Origin of the sequence: Pedobacter ghigonis (genome assembly GCF_903166585.1) — a bacterium.
GTDB classification, from domain to species: domain Bacteria; phylum Bacteroidota; class Bacteroidia; order Sphingobacteriales; family Sphingobacteriaceae; genus Pedobacter; species Pedobacter ghigonis.
Genome location: NZ_CAESCM010000022.1, coordinates 38,041 through 56,342, shown reverse-complemented (window position 1 = coordinate 56,342; position 18,302 = coordinate 38,041). Strand labels below are relative to the sequence as shown.

10 protein-coding genes and 1 tRNA gene are annotated in these 18,302 nt (G+C 41.5%); all 11 read right to left on the bottom strand.

The genetic code is table 11. From position 1 onward, the window contains the following. Positions 1–103: 103 nt before the first annotated feature. Positions 104–1,222 (bottom strand): glycoside hydrolase family 43 protein, encoded by a 1,119-nt coding sequence (locus HWV58_RS22855; RefSeq protein WP_175636326.1) that lies wholly within the window; start codon positions 1,220–1,222, stop codon positions 104–106. Between the two features lie 94 nt (positions 1,223–1,316). Then, positions 1,317–2,564 carry a DUF2264 domain-containing protein gene (locus tag HWV58_RS22850; RefSeq protein WP_175636325.1) on the bottom strand — a complete coding sequence of 416 codons (1,248 nt, stop codon included), beginning with the start codon at positions 2,562–2,564 and terminating at the stop codon, positions 1,317–1,319. Positions 2,565–2,576: 12 nt separating this feature from the next. Beyond that, on the bottom strand, positions 2,577–3,710 hold the full coding sequence (locus HWV58_RS22845) for a glycoside hydrolase family 88/105 protein (RefSeq protein ID WP_175636324.1): 1,134 nt from the start codon (positions 3,708–3,710) through the stop codon (positions 2,577–2,579). Next, a complete protein-coding gene (locus HWV58_RS22840; RefSeq protein WP_175636323.1) occupies positions 3,710–5,878 on the bottom strand; it encodes a family 43 glycosylhydrolase in 2,169 nt (722 codons plus the stop codon). Before HWV58_RS22840 ends, HWV58_RS22845 begins: the two co-directional genes overlap by 1 nt. A 16-nt stretch (positions 5,879–5,894) precedes the next feature. Continuing rightward, positions 5,895–7,136 (bottom strand): BNR repeat-containing protein, encoded by a 1,242-nt coding sequence (locus tag HWV58_RS22835; RefSeq protein WP_235972804.1) that lies wholly within the window; start codon positions 7,134–7,136, stop codon positions 5,895–5,897. Positions 7,137–7,358: 222 nt separating this feature from the next. After that, the gene (locus tag HWV58_RS22830) at positions 7,359–11,405 is read right to left on the bottom strand and encodes a two-component regulator propeller domain-containing protein (protein WP_175636321.1); all 4,047 of its coding nucleotides are present in this window, start codon (positions 11,403–11,405) and stop codon (positions 7,359–7,361) included. A gap of 130 nt (positions 11,406–11,535) precedes the next feature. Then, positions 11,536–13,188: an arylsulfatase gene (locus tag HWV58_RS22825; protein WP_175636320.1), complete on the bottom strand. Its 1,653-nt coding sequence runs from the start codon at positions 13,186–13,188 to the stop codon at positions 11,536–11,538. A 170-nt stretch (positions 13,189–13,358) separates the two neighbouring features. Next, positions 13,359–13,429 (bottom strand) — tRNA-Cys (locus HWV58_RS22820). A 145-nt stretch (positions 13,430–13,574) separates the two neighbouring features. After that, positions 13,575–15,428, bottom strand: coding sequence for a tetratricopeptide repeat-containing sensor histidine kinase (locus tag HWV58_RS22815; protein WP_175636319.1), 1,854 nt, complete (start codon positions 15,426–15,428; stop codon positions 13,575–13,577). Between the two features lie 111 nt (positions 15,429–15,539). Beyond that, a complete protein-coding gene (locus HWV58_RS22810) occupies positions 15,540–15,821 on the bottom strand; it encodes a SelT/SelW/SelH family protein (RefSeq protein ID WP_175636318.1) in 282 nt (93 codons plus the stop codon). A 1,374-nt stretch (positions 15,822–17,195) separates the two neighbouring features. Further along, on the bottom strand, positions 17,196–18,299 hold the full coding sequence (locus HWV58_RS22805; protein WP_175636317.1) for a PepSY-associated TM helix domain-containing protein: 1,104 nt from the start codon (positions 18,297–18,299) through the stop codon (positions 17,196–17,198). Positions 18,300–18,302: the final 3 nt, after the last annotated feature.

Genomic DNA, 18,302 nt, shown 5'->3' with positions numbered 1-18,302 from the left:
ATTTTGTTTTTAAGTAATCGGATTTTTTGGGCATAAAAATCCCCTTTTGCGCATTTTCGCGCAATTCATCATCTGGATTCTATATTAAAAAATCGGTTTTTTGCTACTTTTTAAACACGCTCAAATCCCACTGATCGAGCCAGTTTATTGTGATTTTATCGTTTTCAAATCGAATTGGTAACCATAAATAACGGCCATCTATCGCATTTTTAGGTTCCCATTTATCGGCCATAAATATGAATTCGCCTTTTTTACCCGGTACAGGCAACACATGTGTGCTTTGACCTCCATAGGTAAGTTTAGCACCCTCGCCCTGGCATGGATTACCCATGTAGGTCCACGGCCCCCAGATTGAACTGGCTTTAAACCACCTTGCCGGGTTTGGTGCCCAGCCGGTACAGCCCGACCCAACCATGTAGTACACGCCATTTTTCTTAAACAAAGCAGGCGCTTCGGTTTGCTGACCTACGTAAATACGGATAAACTTGCCGGTATGGCCTAAATAATCGGGGGTTAATTCGGCTAAATGCAGCGTAAAGTTTTCTTCAGATGAGAAGATGTGATAAGCTTTTCCATCATCATCTACAAAAACAGTCATATCGCGGGCCATTTGTCCACCTGGTAAATCCCTGCAGAAAAAACCATCGCTTTTATTGGCAGGTGTTTCGCAGTTTACCTTATCTTTATCTGCAGTTCCTTCGGCATAGAAAGGCATCTTGCCCGGATTTGGGCGATAGCTTTTGATAAAAGTATATGGACCTGTAGGACGATCGGCCACAGCTACTCCTGATCTGGCCGCTGCGTAACCTTTACCCAAAAGCTCGAGGTGAAACCACATCACAAACTTTTTGGTTTTCTTATTGTACACTACTTTTGGTCTCTCCAAAATACAACCTTTGGCAATATCACTGGTTAAATCGTCGGAAACCGGTAGCGCAATACCTTCGTCTTTCCAGTTGTATAAATCTTTTGAAGAATAACAGTGCACACCTACCTGCGCGGTATTCCCTTTTTCTCCTTCAATTTTATGTTCTCCAAACCAGTAATAAACACCTTTATGTTCTACAATACCGCCACCGTGTGCGTTAATGTGCACGCCTTTATCGTCTTTCCAGATTTTACCCGGAGTAAAGGAAGTGTTGGTTTGCTGTGCCCAAACATAACTGTTCAGCATTAAGCCGAAAGCCATAAATCCGGCTATAAAATTGATTTTCTTACTCATAATTTTCACCAATATTTTTTTTAACGTTATAAAGACGGTAATTTACTTAACATCTGTTTGACTTCAATAGGTATCTACCAAATAATTTATTCACTTATTTTAAACTTGCGCTATGGTCGTTTTCGAAGTCCTCGCCACTCCATATTTTTTGCGCACTCCATTTGACGGCAGGTCCCGACCAAAACGGGTCGGTTTCGGGCAATCCCAGGGGCAAAAAGATATTGGATGCGATATAAGGGCTCCCCTGGTTGTTGTAAAAATCGCCCAGGTTAGGCTGATCGCCATAAAGACCAATGGTTAACCAGCCATTTTTATAGGTTGTAGGACTTTCTAAAGTTTTTTTGATTACCGCGGTTAAAGCGCAACGTACCTGCGCCGGACTTAATTGTTTAGGCAATACCTTTCTCCAGGCCATATCGGCCAAATGGTGAAATGCTGCACCACGGTAAACGATAGAGCGCCCGGTAGCAGGATAAGTACCATCTGCATTAATTAAACGCTCCTGAATAATGGCGTAACGTTCGTTGCGCTTTTTAATTTTTTCGAACATTTCTTTGTAAGCATTCGTTTTTGCACCAATAATATCAACCAGAGCGGCTAAATATGGATGAATTACATAGCTGTTGTAATAATCGAAGGCAAAAGAGGTACCATCTGTGTACATGCCATCGCCGGTGTACCATTGCTCCATTTGTTGCAGGGCATAATCTACACGCATGGGATCCCAACTGTAGCCAAATTTAGCTAAAAAGGCTTCGTTCATAGCCGAAAACAGCAACCAGTTAGAAAAAACAGGTTTAAAACGTCTGGTAGTGACGATGGATTTCATCATTAGCTCCTGGTTTTTCTTATCCAAGTTTTCCCATAACCATGGCGCACGTACCAGTGCAAAAGCTACATAAGAAGCATCAACCAGTTGCTGGCCGCCAATATCGAAATTCATGAAATCTTTAGCGTTCGAATCTAAAGCGTTTTTTAAACCCTGGATAGCCCATTCGCGGTATTGTTTACGGAGAGCCACTTCTGCAGCCGAACCTCCTTCCAATTGTAACCAGGGAGCAATACCACTCAAAGCTCGACCTAAAACCTCTACGTATTGTACTTTAATGCGATGCTCTTTGTTGTCAATGTGTACCGATGTAACTTTAGGCATGGCAATACGCAGGCTATCTTTAGCCAGATTGTACAGCACCGGACGCACCATTTTGTCCATTTGCTGCAACCAGAACTGCCTATCGGTTAATACTTCGGCTTTCGTATTTTTGGCTTTCTTTTGTGCCATAACCGGGGCAGCAAGTACGATAAGAAATGTAAAGGTTAATGCTATATTTCTGAATTTCATTGCTAATAAAACTTATTTGTGGTTTGATAAATAACGGTACATTTCGCAACCGGCCAATAAAAATGCCCCTACTCCAAAGTTGGCTGTAGAATTGACACCCACTACCTGCCCCGGAATGGCCTTTTCGCCAATGGGCTGTACATAGCCCAGCTTGCCGTCTTGTTGTAAAGCTGTTTTAGTAAGATAATCCCAGCCTTTTTTCACAGCCGGCATATAGGTCTTCTCTTTTAAATATCCATTGTTAATTCCCCAAAGCAAACCATAGGTAAAAAATGCGGTTCCACTGGTTTCAGGCCCCGGTGCATGGCTTGCATCGAGAATACTGCGGGTCCAATAACCGTCAGCCTGCTGGCTTTTGATAATGGCTTTGGCCATGTTTGTGTATTTCGTTAGATATTCGGCACGGTGCGGATCGTTAGCAGGCAGGTCTTTCAACACCTTGGCCAAACCGGCAAACACCCACCCATCGCCCCTGGCCCAGAAATCTTTTTTACCGTTTACACTTTTATGTTGCGGATAAACATATTTGGCATCGCGGTAGTAGAGTTTCTCCTCTTTATCGTACATAATGTTGTTGGCGTACATAAAATACTCGTAAAGCTTATCCGAATATTGCTTGTTGCCCGTAAGCTTGTATAACTTGGTCATTACCGGCATAACCATGTAAAGTCCGTCGGCCCACCACCAGTAGTCGTTATTGGGCGTGCTCATTTCGTAGTCCATTACTTCTTTGGCACGGGCTACTTTATGGGCTTCGGGTTTAATGTGGTACAAATCAATGTAGGTTTGGAAACAAATCTGCCAATCGCCAAAAAGCACATATTCATCTGTTTCGCCGTACTTATATTTCCATTTGGTTTTATCAGTCGATTTTGCGCCCATCCATTGGTTGTATTCTGCCCAATCTTCCGAATATTTCAAATAATTATTATCCTGAGTAAGTGCATAAAGTTCCATGTTGCCGGTATGGTAGGCTGCATGATCCCAAAAAGCGCGTACCTGTGGTTTATTGTTGGTTTGCCAGTACTGGTTGGCGAGGTTAATTTTAGCCAGCACATCTGCTTTGGTTTGTGCATAAGCACTTATCGAAAATAAGACGAGGCAAAGGGCAACAAAAATTGATCTGTATAATTTAAACGGGTTCATTATTTTACTGGTTTTATTCCTTTTAAAGTTGGTTCTACGGCTTTAATTGTTCCGTCGGTATTGAATTCCATTTTATCGATGCAAACCTCGCGGTTGTAACCGGCGGCATCGCCCATGGTAATTCCTTTTGGCCTGTTAAAACGGTGGTAAACCATGTACCACTCATCTTTACCCGGCACCTTGATTACGCTGTTGTGCCCGGTGCCGTAAATTCCTTTTTCGGGCCTTTTGGATAGGATCAGGTTATCGGTTGGGATAATCATTTTGCCTGTTAAAGAATCGGCATAGCCGTAACGCACACGGTAATTTTCGCTTCGGGTATCATCTTCCGACCACAGAAAATAATATTTCCCCTTGCGGTAAAATATCTCGGTTCCTTCTCGAAAACTGCTGTTTGGCGTAATTACCCTGATGGAAGTGGTATCTACAGAAACCATATCGTCGTTTAGTGGTGCTACAGCCATGTGGCCGTTACCCCAAAACAAATAACTTTTTCCGGTCTTTGGGTCGGTAAAAACATCAGGATCAATCTCTTGTCCGCCACGTGTACCTGCAGGTCTTTTCGAAATTAAAGCCTTTCCACTGTCTTTAAATGGTCCGGCGGGATCATCGGCTACCGCTACCCCTATTTTTTGTGCCGCCGTAAAATAATAGAAGTATTTATAGCTTCCATTTATCTTTTTCTCGGTAATGGTGGGTGCCCAGGCATTCTTTTTGGCCCATGAAACATCTTTTTCCAGATCGAGTATCACTCCTTCATCTTTCCAGTTCACTAAATCGGCTGATGAAAAAGTTTTAAAATAAGTGCCACTCCAGCCGGTAAAACCATCACTGGTAGGGTATAAATAGTATTTTTTGTTTTTATTGGAATAGATGATTTCCGGATCGGCATAATACCCGTTCAAAACCGGGTTGTGATCTGCTGATACACTAACCGCATAGGTTTCAGGAGCCTTATTTCCTACTTTAACCGTGTATTTCACAGCCCCTTTGCTAAAATCAGGACTACCCGCAGGCGAAATTGTAACCCCAAAAGCATTTGAAAACTGTGGATTGAAAGCCTTTAAACCAGTACCTGGCTGAACAGGTAAATAAACGGTTTTGGCAACCGAATCAACCACGATGTTATTTTGTTTAACAGCTTTGTTTCCGGCATGCTGTAATACGGCCGAAGCATTGTACCATTGCGTTAGCAGGCGATTGGCTTCTGATTGTGTAATGGGCAAAACCGTACCATGGCGGGGATGAAAGTCCATGCTGATATCCTGATCAACCACCTTAAAATGCTCCAGATCAGTACTTTTGGTAAACTGATAGCGGCCTTTCATATACACATCATACATCAAAATATATGCATCGCCCTGATTGAGTTTAAACACTCCGGCACCCTCAACCGCATCGGTAGTTTGCTGTAAATAGTTATCCTGAAGCTTATAACCTTCGGTTAACTGATCGGAAACTGCCTTTTTAATACCATTACCATTTCCTTCGGTTTTAAAGAAAAGATTGTACTTGCCTTTATCGTAAATAATGTCACCATCAATGCAAGAGCCATTTGTTGGACTGAAAAAAAGCTGTTTAGGCTCGGTTTCCAAATCCGTAAAAGCTGCATTGGCATAGGCATAATAAATTTTATCCGGGTCGTTACCATGCTTCATCGACCAGTATACCATGTATTTTTTCGCTTTGGTATCGTAAATGGTTTGTGGTGCCCATACGCGCAACAGGTTTTCGTTGTTGGGAAAACGTTGCTGAATATTCACAATACTGAAAGTCCAGTGGATCAGATCAGTTGATTTTAACAGCACCATCGCCCGGTTGGAATTCCATCCTTTCGCCGAAACCATATCGGTAGCCACCATATAAAAGGTTTTGTTATCGGCCCCGCGCAAAATATGCGGATCGCGCACGCCACCTGTGCTGCTGATTTTCTCGGAAGAAATTACAGGATTGTTATGGTTCAAAGCCCTGTAATGATAGCCATCGCTGCTAATGGCAAAACGAATGGCTTCTTCTGCTTTTGAATTGCCTGTGAAATAAGTAAACAGATAGGCGCTGTTTCCGGCCGCTGTGGCAGCACCATTTTTAGCTTGTGCATGTACCCCATTGGCCGAAACCAACAGCGCTATACCGGCCAGGGAAAGATATTTTAAGAGGGGATGTATCATATATGTGTTGAATTCGCTATTTGTTTTTGGGTTTCCAATCTAATACCTGTACGGCGGTTGGTGCCTGGTTGGCACGGCCCTCGCCATCAACCTGGGTTACCTGCTGTAAAAACAGGCTCAAAGTGCCTTTGCTTTTCCAAAGCTCCGTATCGTAAGTGGGTTCCCAATCGCCCACACTGGTTTCGGTGAGGTCTTTAATTGTCCAGTTGCCTGCGCCCAAATTGTTGTTTAAGGCAATTGAAGCTTTATTTCCACGTTCTGCATCTCTAAACAATAAACCTGCTGCATAATTTTTACCATTAGGCCAAACGATAATCTGTGGTCGCGAAATGGGAATCTTTTTGGTTCCGCCCCCACTTAAACTAAAGGGCGTTTTCCGGAAGTTGAGGTTGCTCACCTGCCAGTTTCCTGCTGTTTTAAAAACGAGATGGTATTGTGGAATGCTTTCATTCGCTTCGCGCCAGTAACCGGCAATAAACACTTTTCCCTGTGCATCTGCAAACATCGAGGTCTGGTTAATCAGCTCACTTTTCTGCGGAATTTTAAGTGCATATTCTGCATTGGTGGCCGTAATGGGGAGAGTATATTTTTCATGGGTAGATTTGAACCAGGTAAGGCCGCCATCGGTAGATTTGGCGTAAGCTAAATCGTGGTTACTGGCCACATCCGGACTTTCGCGCCACACCCACGATAAATGGATGGTACCAGCCTTGTCTACCGCAACCTGCCAGTAGGCATTACGCTGCCCTTCGCCATCAATCATTCCATCTTGTACACGTGTCCATTTTTGAGTCTTCAAACTGTAGCGGTTAATCATCAGGTTTCCATTGCCCGAGCCCCCATCGCGGTAAAAAAACAACAGGTCGCCATTGGCAAGCTTATAAAATTCAGGATAACTCACCTTATTCTCTTTTGCCGAAACCATAGGCATTTTATCACCCATAGCTAACGAACCTGCTGCTACAGATTTGGCATAGTTTAAATTGTTGTTGTGCTGCCCCCAGGCCAGGTGCAGGAAACCATCCCCATCAACCATAATACTAATGGATTTATGGGCATCGGTAGCATCTCCTTTGTAAACCGTTCTCTGTACTTCCCATTTTTGGGCACCTGATTTACGGCTGGCAAGTACTACATATTGTTCGTGATCGTAATAAGATGCATACTGCGTATTTTTAAAAGTAACGAGTGCGTTTTTGCGAAAAATAACCGTATTGACCGAATTATTGGCCCAGCCATTAGCAGCAATGGTGCTCAATTGTGTTTCTTGTGCAAAACAGGTAAAACTTACAAGGAAGCAAAAACAGGTAAAAATTATACTTTTAAAAGGCGCTTGGTACATATCAGAATTTAGGCTGCTCAGTTTTATTTGGTAATGCCGAAGTACCGCTTTTTTTACGCTATAAACAGGGGGCTAAATCATACTTTGAAGGGGGCGTTTTAAGAAAAACACCCTTTAAACCTCAAATTAGCGTAACTTTTATGTGGTAGCATTGATATTATAATATTTGTGAAAACTTTTGCGGTGCTTTTTAATAAACTCCGAAGGAGTTAATTTAAAGAGTTTCTGAAACTGTTCTCTAAAGTATTTGCTATCGTTTATGCCCACCCTGAATGCGGCTTCGTTAATATTCAAATTGGTATTAATAAGCAACTCTGCTGCCTTACGTAAACGGATAAAGCGAATAAAGCCATTGATACTTTGCCCCGAAGTAGTTTTAATCTTTTTGTAGAGGTTAGAATGACTCATCCCCAAATCAGAAGCCAGTGTTTTTACATTGAAACTGTCTTCCATTAAATTTTCTTCAATAATGGTAATGCATTTCTGTAAAAAGCCTTTATCCTCCTGCGATACTTTGTGGGTATCTGATTTCAGGGTGATCTCGTTATAAAAATACGATTGCAAATTGGTGTGGTTCTTAATGATACCGTTAATTTTTGCCGTAAACAACTCCTTATCAAAAGGTTTACTGATAAAATCATAAGCTCCAACCTCTATACCCTTCAGCTTAATTTCAGGGCTTGGATCGCCGGTTAACAAGATTACCGGGATGTGGCTCAATGCCGAATCATCTTTTATGGCCTTGCAAAGCTCAATACCATTAAGTCCATCCATGTTTACATCCGAAATCACAATATCGGGCAGGTATTCTTTGCACAAACGCAATCCATCGGTACCATTTTCGGCCTTGTACACTTTAAAGCTATCCTGAAAAATATGTTTGATATAATCTATAATCTCGGGATTATCGTCTATAATGAGGATAGAATGCAGGTCGGAAATCAATAATTCGAGGTTACCCACATTTTCGGCTTCGTTGTTTTCTATTTCTTCCTCTTGTGCAATCAGTTCGTTTACATAGGTAAGCTCATTCTGCAAAGCACTGCTATGTTGCGGCAAATGGGGTTCACCCACTGGAATATCGACTAAAAAGGTTGTCCCCATGCCCGGATTTGCACTGAAAGAGATTTTACCTTTGTGCAGCTCTACAAAGTTTTTAGCTAAATAAAGTCCGATACCAAAGCCCATTTTTAACGATTCGTTAGACATTACCTTGTAAAACTTATCAAAAAGCTTTTCGCCTACATCAGCAGGAATACCCGGACCGCTATCGCGCACCTCAATTTGCACACGTGCGCCATCGGTTTTAACACTAAATTTCACGTAACCGCCCTTAGGGGTAAATTTCAAAGCATTAGAAAGCAGGTTAAACAACACGATTTCAAGTTTATCTTTATCGGCGTAAATATCCTGCTCTTCCTCTTCGCACTCAAAAATATAATTGATGTGGTTGTTCTTGGCCAGGTAATTAAAGCAGAGAAAAATTTCGTTGGTAAACTTAAACAGGTTAATCCTAACGATTTTAAGGATATCATTTTCACTCTCGGTTTTCCTGAAAAGCAACAACTGATCTACCAAACTCAGCAAACGTCGCGAATTGCGGTAAACCACATTGAGGTCGTTCTTTTCCTGTCCGGCTTCTTTTTTATGCAGAATATCCTTAATTGGGTTAACAATCAAGGTTAAAGGTGTTCTAAGCTCGTGCGAAATATTGGTAAAGAAGTTAAGTTTCTTTTCGTTGAGGTCTTTTTCACGCTCCATTTTCAGGTTGGTAATTTCTACCTCGTGTTTTAGCCTTCTTTGGCGGTTACGGTAAGTTTGGAACAGGTAAAATAAAGACGAACCAATAACTAAATAAATGGTGTACGCCCACCAGGTACGGTACCAGGGTGGCAAAATGGTAATGATTACAACTTTTTCGTTGTTGCTCCAGGCACCTTCTGTATCGGTGCTTTTGATATGCAGCTTGTATTTACCTTCGTTTAACCGCGAATAATAGGCTGTACTCAATTTATTTACGTAATTCCAGTCTCTGTCCCAGCCCTCCAGGTAATACGCGTACGAAATCTGATCCTGAAAAGAAAACTCTACCGCAGCATAATCAACCGAAATTACGGCCGAGTTGAAAGGGATGGAAATACGCTCGAGATTAACTACCGAAACATCCCGGTAATTGGAATCCTGATCGAGCGGCACATTATTGATCCTGAAATCGGTAAGCACAATTTTCGGGATCCGTTTGTTCTTTTTAATGCTATCGGGCGAAAATAAATTGAAACCACCAATACCACCAAACAAAAGGTTTCCGTTCGATAATTTTAAGGCCGCGTTATAGTTAAATTGATTGCTTTGCAGCCCATCGGTAGCATAATAGTTTTTAAAGCTGTTGTTTTTAACATCAAATTTAGATAAACCATTATAGGTACTGCACCATAAATTGCCTTGCTTATCTTCAAGTATATTTAAGACCGAATTACCGGGAAGGCCATCGCTTTGGATATAGCGCTTTATTTTTTTGCTCTCCGGATCGAAAAGCAACAATCCACCTCCTTCGGTACCAACCCACAGCCGGTGGCTGGCATCTTCGTGAATGGCCCTTATAGCGAAATTAACCTTAAAGTACTCGTGTTTTTTATTTACCGGATCGATCTTAATCAGCTCGGCATAGTTGCCCCCCCAGAGCCTTCCCTTCGAATCCTGAAAAAGCGTATGAATGTCTTTAAGACGGTTATCGAAAAGGTCAAATTTATCGAGCGCTTTATTGTAACGATACAATGCCCCGCCCTTGGTAGTACCAGCCCACAGATTTTGCTGTTTATCCTGGTACAATTTCCAAAGGTTAACCTCATCTACACCCTTAACGGTATTGTAACAGTTGTAGTGAATGAATTTCCCTTTTGCTCGGTCATAGCGATCAATTCCGCCGCTAAAAGTGGCTACCCAGGTATTGTGGCTGGCATCGTTTAAAATACTGGTTACAAAATTACTGATTAACGATCCCGGATCGGCAGTTTTAGCATAATTGGTAAAGGTATTCTGTTTTTGGTTCCAAACGCTTAACCCCCCCCCATCGGTCCCAATCCAAATGTTCTTATTTTCATCTTCACTAAAAGAAAGTACGAAATTGTTAATGAGCGAATTGCTTTTTAAGGGATCGTGTTTTATGGTTTTAAACTGTTCGTTTTCCTGGTCGATAATATTTACCCCGCCACGCAGTGTAGCTATCCATTTTCTCGATTCGTGGTCTTCGTAAACCTGTGCAACCGAATTACTGCTCAATACATCTTTTTCTTTTCCGGCTGCCAGGTAGCTTATTTTCTGGCTCCGTGTATCGTAAATCGCTATTCCTCCCCCATCTGTCGATATCCAGAGCTTCTGCTGTTTATCTAGCACCAATCCCATAATATTCTCGTTGGGCAAATGCTGGCTAAACCGTGTTAAACCATTGCTGATAGGATTAAATTGAAAAAGACCTCGTTCTGTTCCCACCCACAAAGTTTGATTAGTGCCCGCGGTAATGCTGGTTACTGAGCGTAATACTGGGGTAACTAAGCGGATGGTATTTTTCCCTGCATCGTACCGGCATAAACCAACATCTTTAATAAAAAGCCACAGGGTTTCTTTATCATCAACATATAAAGCTTTTACGGTATAGTTCAAGTTCTTACCAAAGGGGATTTGTTCTGCCAGAGGGCTATCCTTTTTAAGTAAAAAAAGTCCTTTTTCATCAGTAGCCACATAAACAGCGGTGGCCTTACTTACCGCAATGGCATTAATAGAGAAACCTACCTCATTTCTTTTGCCCCGATCCTGATAAAATAACTGATGAAATTTTGAGTCGGCATAGTCGTAATAGGAGATCCCTTTTTGCGTACCCACCCAAACACGATTTTTCTGGTCGCCGTTAAGTACGGTAATGTGGTTATTAACCAGCGAATTTTCATCGCCCCAGCCATTTCTGAATACCTTAAAATGGTAGCCATCATAACGGTTTAGGCCGTCATAGGTGCCCATCCACATAAAACCAAAACCATCAAGGTATAAAGAGTTTACAACATTATTCGACAATCCGTTTTCTACCCCTAAATATTTAATGGTAAAGGCAGGTGTTTGTGAAAAGCAAACACTGATACTCAGCCATAAGCAAAATATGGTGCAAACAGTAGTTTTATGAATTGGGAACATAGAAAAATCAGTACCTGGATATACTTGACAGGAAACGAATATACATATTTTCCCAAAAAGCCCGGTGTCTGTCGCCGTTTTAAGCTGTATGTTAATCCATACACCAGTTACTTATAAATAGGCTTTATCATTAAATTCCCTCCTTCGGAGCCTTCTTCTTCCCCTCCCTGATTTTAATAATTTCGTTGTATGGAACAACCCCGGCGTATTTGGCCCAGTTTTGATAAGCTTCAGTGAGTTCTGCAACTTTTTGCGGCATAGCAGCGGCCAGATTTTTCAGTTCTGAGCGGTCTTTACTGATATCATACAACTCCCATTGGGTTGGCTTACCTGTGTGGTACTCACTTACAAGTTTCAGGTTACCCAACCTTACAGCGGCATTGCCTTCGTGTTCCCAAAAAACAGGCCCTGTATGAACGGGAGTTTCTTTTCCATAAATCAACGGCAACAAGCTTTTTCCCTGTAAAGGTGTAATGATATTACCTTTATACCTGGCAGGGTATTTTGCTTTGCTTACCTCAACAATCGTAGCCATAATATCGGGCAAAAAGCCGTACTGATCTGTAAATTTACCCAAACGGGCCTGAGGTATGCCCTTAGGCCAGTGTATAATCAATGGGGTGCTGATTCCACCTTCGTTAACCCAGTGCTTGAATTTTTTAAAAGGTGTATTGGATACATTGGCCCATGATTGACCGTAACTGAGCAAATAACCTAATTTTGTACCCAGATTTTGCGGCAAACCGCCACCAAGTAAGCCGCCTTCAGCACAGGCTCCGTTATCAGACAGGAAAAAGATAAGCGTATTATCCAGTTCGCCCGAAGCTTCAAGTTGTTTAATTACCCGGCCAATGTTCTGGTCCATCCGATCGATCTGAGCGGCATAAAGTGCCATACGGTGATCCATTTCGTCTTGTTTAGCCGGCGATAATTCGTCCCAATTTGCACCATCAGCGTCGCTAAGGCCAGCACTTTGATCGATTACACCTAATGCTTTCATCCTTTCGTAGCGGGCCTTACGAAGTACTTTCCATCCCTTTTTGTATTGACCACGGTATTTCTTTACATCGTCTGCTAACGCGTTTAAAGGCCAATGCGGACTGGTGTAAGCCAGGTACATAAAGAAAGGTGCCTTACTTTCCTTTTTATTTTCGTCCAGAAATTTAACGGCATAATCTGTAATGGCATCAGTAAGGTAAAAATGCTCACCTTCGGGTTGTATTTTTTCATTCATCAACATTAATCCGCGGCCGCCAGCAGGATTAAAATAGTTGGTTGCACCGGCTAATAAGCCATAATATTTGTCGAACCCTCTTTGCATGGGCCATTTCTGTTCGCCATGATAACCTACATGCCATTTACCACTCATTAAAGTTTGATAACCTTTTGTTTTCAGCACCTCCGCAATGGTTACACATTTATTGTTTAAACTGCCCTGATAGCCCGGCAGGTTGTAATTGAAGCTGGTACTATCTTCCGGATCGTTAGACATGTGCCCGATGCCTGCCTGATGCGGATAAACACCCGTAAGCAAAGATGCCCGAGTGGGACAACACCGGGCATTATTGTAAAACTGCCTGAAACGGATACCATTGGCAGCAAGCCGGTCTAAATTAGGTGTAGCCACCTCACTGCCGTAACATCCAATATCTGCAAAGCCCATATCATCGGCCATGATTAGCAAAATATTAGGTGCCTTTACTGGCAGCGGGAATTGAGGGTTTGTTCCACTAAAAAAGAGCAGGAAGGCAAAGCAGCTAAAAACGGGAATCAACTTATTCATAATCAAAGGTTAGAATTTAGCCGAAAAAGTATTTCTTCTGGCTCGGGCAATTGTTTTGAACCTAAATTTGAGGATTTATTTTTTAGCAATTCATAAAACTCTTGTTACTGAAACACTAGAAAACAAAAAGCCCAATAATACATTGAGCTTTTGTAAGTTTAAATAAACTGACGTCATGAACGGGTTCGAACCGCTGTAAAAGGTTTTGCAGACCTCTGCCTAACCACTCGGCCACATGACTATTTATGGTTGAAATCAGTAAAATAATAACAACAACACAAATGTATATAAAATCCATAGAATTAATATACTTTTATCGGATTTTTTTTTATTTACCTGAATTGATGTATCGAAAAGGGGAAATTTTATTGGTATTTTGAAGGACGTTAAAGTGGTAATTCGACAATAAAAACAGTTCCTTTAACTGCTTTCCTTTCGAACCAGATTTTTCCACCATGGGCCTCTACAATTTGTTTTGAGATGGCCAGTCCGAGGCCAAAAGGTTGTTCTCCGGCTGTTCCATGACGTTTTGCATCGGTAAACATCTCGAAAATTTTATCTTCAATTTCCGCTGGGATACCTATGCCTTCGTCGTCAACCTCAATTTTAACCAGCCCCTTGCCTTCTTCCATTTTCACTCCGATTGTAGCACCATTCGGACTAAATTTTATGGCGTTGGCAATGAGGTTACTTATTACCCGCCAAAGCTTCTCTCCACTGGCAGAAATGATAAGCGGCTTTGCATCCAGCTCAATACGCTGTTCTTTTGCAGCGGCACTATCCTTCAATATAGCAACACAGTAGCGGAGCATTTCGTCGAGCTCAATTGGTGTTTTATGAAGCGAACCAGTTGTGACTTGTGCTTGCAACAAATCTTTCACGAGTTCAAGCGAATTCTTACTCAAATTTTTAATCAGCGAAAGCATGTCCAGGTCATCCTGCGAGCGTTCTATATCACTAGTCATCAAATCTGAAGCAGTATAAATAGCTGCTATAGGGCTACGAAGATCATGTGCAACAATTTTTAACAGATTGGTGTTATCGGCTTGACTTTGTTCTAATGCCCTAAGCGTCTCTCCCATCTGTTTATTTTTATTAATTACTTTCAGGTTTAATTTTTTAGTTTGTTTTAAACTCCGCCTGATTACATTCAGCATAGCAATTGCCAATAAACAAGCAACCGTAATGGCTACCAGCAAAACAACCTGATATCTTGATCGCTCCTGCAAAGTAACTACCTGCTGTTCCTTAAGCCCATAATCGAGGTAATCAACACTGGATGAATTGTTTATTTTATCCTGCTCTTCCTGAAGTAAAATCATTTTTCGACTATACACTGAAGCAGATCCGGCACTACCATTTAGCAAATAATAATCGAACAGTTTTCTCGAAAAGATTTTACTGTAGATCAGAAAACCATTTTTATCGGCCAACGCAAGTCCTTTTTTGTAATAGTCCGAGGCCATTGCCGTATCGCTGGCCATGAGCTGATCGCCCATATCAACCATCATATCCATTGATACATAGAACAGTTTTCTGTTAATCGCTCGGTTAATGGTACGATGGAGAAGTTGCAGCCCCTCTTTTAATTTTCCGTTTGCAATCAGTTCATCAGCGATCAACTGATCAATGGCAAGCAAGGTACGTTCATCCTTATACTTTAAAGCGATATCTCTAGCTTTCGAAATGTATCTTTTCTTATCCCCTGCTTTATATTTATCCGGATAAATTAAAAGATAATTATAAATCACCAGCGACAAGATAGAATCCTTCTTCAACTCATTGCCTTTTTTAACGGCCCTGTTAAACCACTGAATAGCACGCTGATCCTTATCCAGTTCTTTGTAAACCATGGCAATGTTCATGATGGTTTGAACAATGTTAACAGAATCTTTTACCTTGCTGTAACCGGTGTTTGCTTCGTTATAATACCGTAATGCGAGCTGCAGATTTCCTTTGATATCGAAAAATGTACCCAGATTATTTAAAGCATCTGCTTTACCTTTTGCATAATTAAGGCGATTAGCGGTTTCACGGGCTATGCGGGTATAATAAAAAGTGCTATCGGCATTTTTTTCATACATTAGAAAAGCGAGCCTGTTTAATGCATCTACATATTTAAAGCTATCGGTAATGCCCTTGATTGATTCTTTTAACTTTTCGGTTTCTGAAGATTGAGCAAAGCCAGAAAAGCCTAAAAGCAGCAGTAAAAAGAAAAATATCGAGCCTTTCTTTATCATACCTGAGTGAAGTGAGCGTTTAATTTAAAATAAGTATAAGCATATTTTGAATGCTATTTAATGTTCAACTGAAAAAACAACTGTATGCTCTGGCTATTAATTTAATCTAAACTACTTAATATCAGAATGGCCAAGGTTTTTATCCGGGCTTACTTCATCGCGGATCAGCTGTTTCAGCTCTTTAATTTCTGGGAAACGCTGCATCTGCTTTCTATCAAAGATTAGTTTTTCGCCTATATATACGGTGAAAACGCCTGATGTTTCGGCAGGCATTAATGCTACTCCTTTAACTTCGTCGACAAAAGTGGTTAAAATTTCCTGTGCCATATAAGCCGAGCGTAACATCCATCCGCATTTAGGGCAATAAGTTATGCTTATCAGTGGTTTATCCATTGTTTTTTCTACAAGGGTACAAAAAATATGGAAAATGGAAAAAGGATAACGGACTGGAAACTGCTTAAATCTGCAAAAAAGCTTAGCTACCAGCTTGTAAAAAGATTCAGGAAAATAGATACTAAAAGTATTTAGCATCACTTTAAAGCATGCTTTGAATACACTACTTATTCCTGCAAAAATTTTGAGTTTTAAAGAAAGAAAATTAAGAAAATATACGCTCCGCTGAAGATAAAACTGGTTTAGCTGCTTAATTAACCCAGTCACCGACCAAAATTAACTACCTTTTCTTTTCACGATCTGGTTTAAAAATAAAATAAAAAACTACCACACCTGCCAACAAAAATACAACGCCTAAAATAAAGTTCAACCGATCATCCATGCCTAAACAACAGCATGCACACCAAATAGTTGTTTAAAAAACTACAACCTGTGCAACTATGAGAAGTTGATACTGAACAAAATGAACTAAACAAATCAATCTCTCATTACGTTCATTAAATAAGAAAAGGATAACTACATCCATAGCTATCCCTTTCCAATTACTCCCGTGTTAGAGGAATTAGTATTACAATATTGAAACGCTTTTTGTTTGCGAAGTCTTGATTATCATACAAGAAAATCACTTAAAAAGACTGGTTAGTCAGAAGTCCGGTGTCTGATGATTATATGAACTAACGCGTTTTGCGGTTAAAATAGTCAGAAGTCCGGGGTCCGAGGTCGGAAGCCAATACGAACAAAGCTTTTCTGCGGTCATCAGCGTAATTCGCGGGAAACAAGTTGCGCCCTGCTTTGTGCCCTTTGCGCATTTCTCTGCACGCTCTGCGGTTAAAAGTCGGAAGTCAGGTGTCCGATGATAATTTGAACAAAACCTTTCGGCGAAGATTAGCGTAAAACCTGCGCCCTGCTCTGTGCCCTTCGTGCCTTTTCTCTGCGTTCTCTGCGGTTAAAAGTCGGAAGTCCGGTGTCCGATGATAATTTGAACAAAACCTTTCGGCGAAGATTAGCGTAAAACCTGCGCCTTGCTCTGTGCCCTTCGTGCCTTTTCTCTGCGGTTAAAAGTCGGGAGTCCGGTGTCCGAGGTCGGAAGCCAATACGAACAAAGCTTTTCTGCGTCATCAGGGTAATCCGCGGGAAACAAGTTGCGCCCTGCTCTGTGCCCTTCGTGCTTTTTCTCTGCGTGCTCTGCGGTTAAAATAGTCGAGGTGTCCGAAGCAAATACGAACAAACTAGTTCTGCGGTTATCTGTGTAATCCGCGGGAAACAAATTGCGTCCTGCTCTGTGCCCTTTGCGTATTCCTCTGCGTGCTCTGCGGTTAAAAGAAGAGATTCCGAAGCAAGTTCAGAACAACGATACCCTACACCGATTCGAGCCTAAGCAACACGCACTATCTGTTTAGGCTTTTTCTTCCTCTTTTTCCACCAGATAATACAACCCGTAACTGGCAAACTTGCCGCAATTAAACTGGCCAAAAACGACACAATCTTATGCGGTAAACCAAACAGTCTGCCCGTATGCAGATCGTAGTTCGTAGCTTCAATCAAATCAGCACCGTTAAAATCTGCGTATAGTTTCGACCTTAGCATCGCCCCTGTAGCTTCATCATAGAAAAAGGTATTCTGATTGCGAGCCCAGCGATAAGGATAAATCATCCGCAGGCGCAGTTCGCCTTTGCCACGCACCGATAAACTGCTTGAAACAGCTCCCGGATATTGTGTTTTCGCTGCAGTATATATTTTATTATAACGCACAGCTAAAGGATCGACAAGGGTAGACTTTGCTGCCACCACTGCTTTGCCCTGGGTTAGTTTGCTTCCGGTAAAGAAACTGGCAGCATTTTTAACGCCCTTAAAAGCAAAATACAAACCACTTAACGCCGTTACCAGCAGTACAAGCGATGCATAAAAACCCAAAACATTGTGCAAATCGTAATTTAAGCGCTTAAAAGAAGCTTTCCGCTTAATGGTAAGCGATTGCTTTAATAAGCGCATTTGTCCCGGAAACCAAAGCACTAAGCCTGTAATGAGCATGATTACGAAGATCACTACCGACCATTGCATGATAAATTCGCCGGTTTTACCCAACAGCAGCGATGTATGAATATGCTCTACCACTGCCAACCAATCTTCTTTTCCTTTCTTTACCAAAGCTGCATTGTAAGGATTAAAGTAATAAGCGGCTCCTTTTTTGGTTGTAATTTCGACTGTTGCATTCGGGAAAGCTTCTTCCATACGGATGAGCCTCAGGGGATCTTTAGGCGACAGTTTTTCAAAAGCAGTAATTACACTGTCTAAACCCACAAAGGGCTTCTGTTGAAGCCCTACGTAGCGAAAATCTTTCTGCGTAAATTCCCTGATCTCTTCCTCAAATACGTAAATAGATCCGGTAATACTGATTATAAATACCACCAGGCCAGTTACCAGGCCAAGCCATAAGTGTATGTTCCTGATGGTATTTTTGAAATTCTTTTTTCTCATCAA

Coding starts and splice junctions, on each gene's coding strand:
- HWV58_RS22805 (WP_175636317.1), bottom strand. CDS start 18,299: ATGAGAAAAAAGAATTTCAAAAATACCATCAGGAACATACACTTATGG.
- HWV58_RS22850 (WP_175636325.1), bottom strand. CDS start 2,564: ATGAAATTCAGAAATATAGCATTAACCTTTACATTTCTTATCGTACTT.
- HWV58_RS22845 (WP_175636324.1), bottom strand. CDS start 3,710: ATGAACCCGTTTAAATTATACAGATCAATTTTTGTTGCCCTTTGCCTC.
- HWV58_RS22815 (WP_175636319.1), bottom strand. CDS start 15,428: ATGATAAAGAAAGGCTCGATATTTTTCTTTTTACTGCTGCTTTTAGGC.
- HWV58_RS22825 (WP_175636320.1), bottom strand. CDS start 13,188: ATGAATAAGTTGATTCCCGTTTTTAGCTGCTTTGCCTTCCTGCTCTTT.
- HWV58_RS22840 (WP_175636323.1), bottom strand. CDS start 5,878: ATGATACATCCCCTCTTAAAATATCTTTCCCTGGCCGGTATAGCGCTG.
- HWV58_RS22810 (WP_175636318.1), bottom strand. CDS start 15,821: ATGGATAAACCACTGATAAGCATAACTTATTGCCCTAAATGCGGATGG.
- HWV58_RS22855 (WP_175636326.1), bottom strand. CDS start 1,222: ATGAGTAAGAAAATCAATTTTATAGCCGGATTTATGGCTTTCGGCTTA.
- HWV58_RS22830 (WP_175636321.1), bottom strand. CDS start 11,405: ATGTTCCCAATTCATAAAACTACTGTTTGCACCATATTTTGCTTATGG.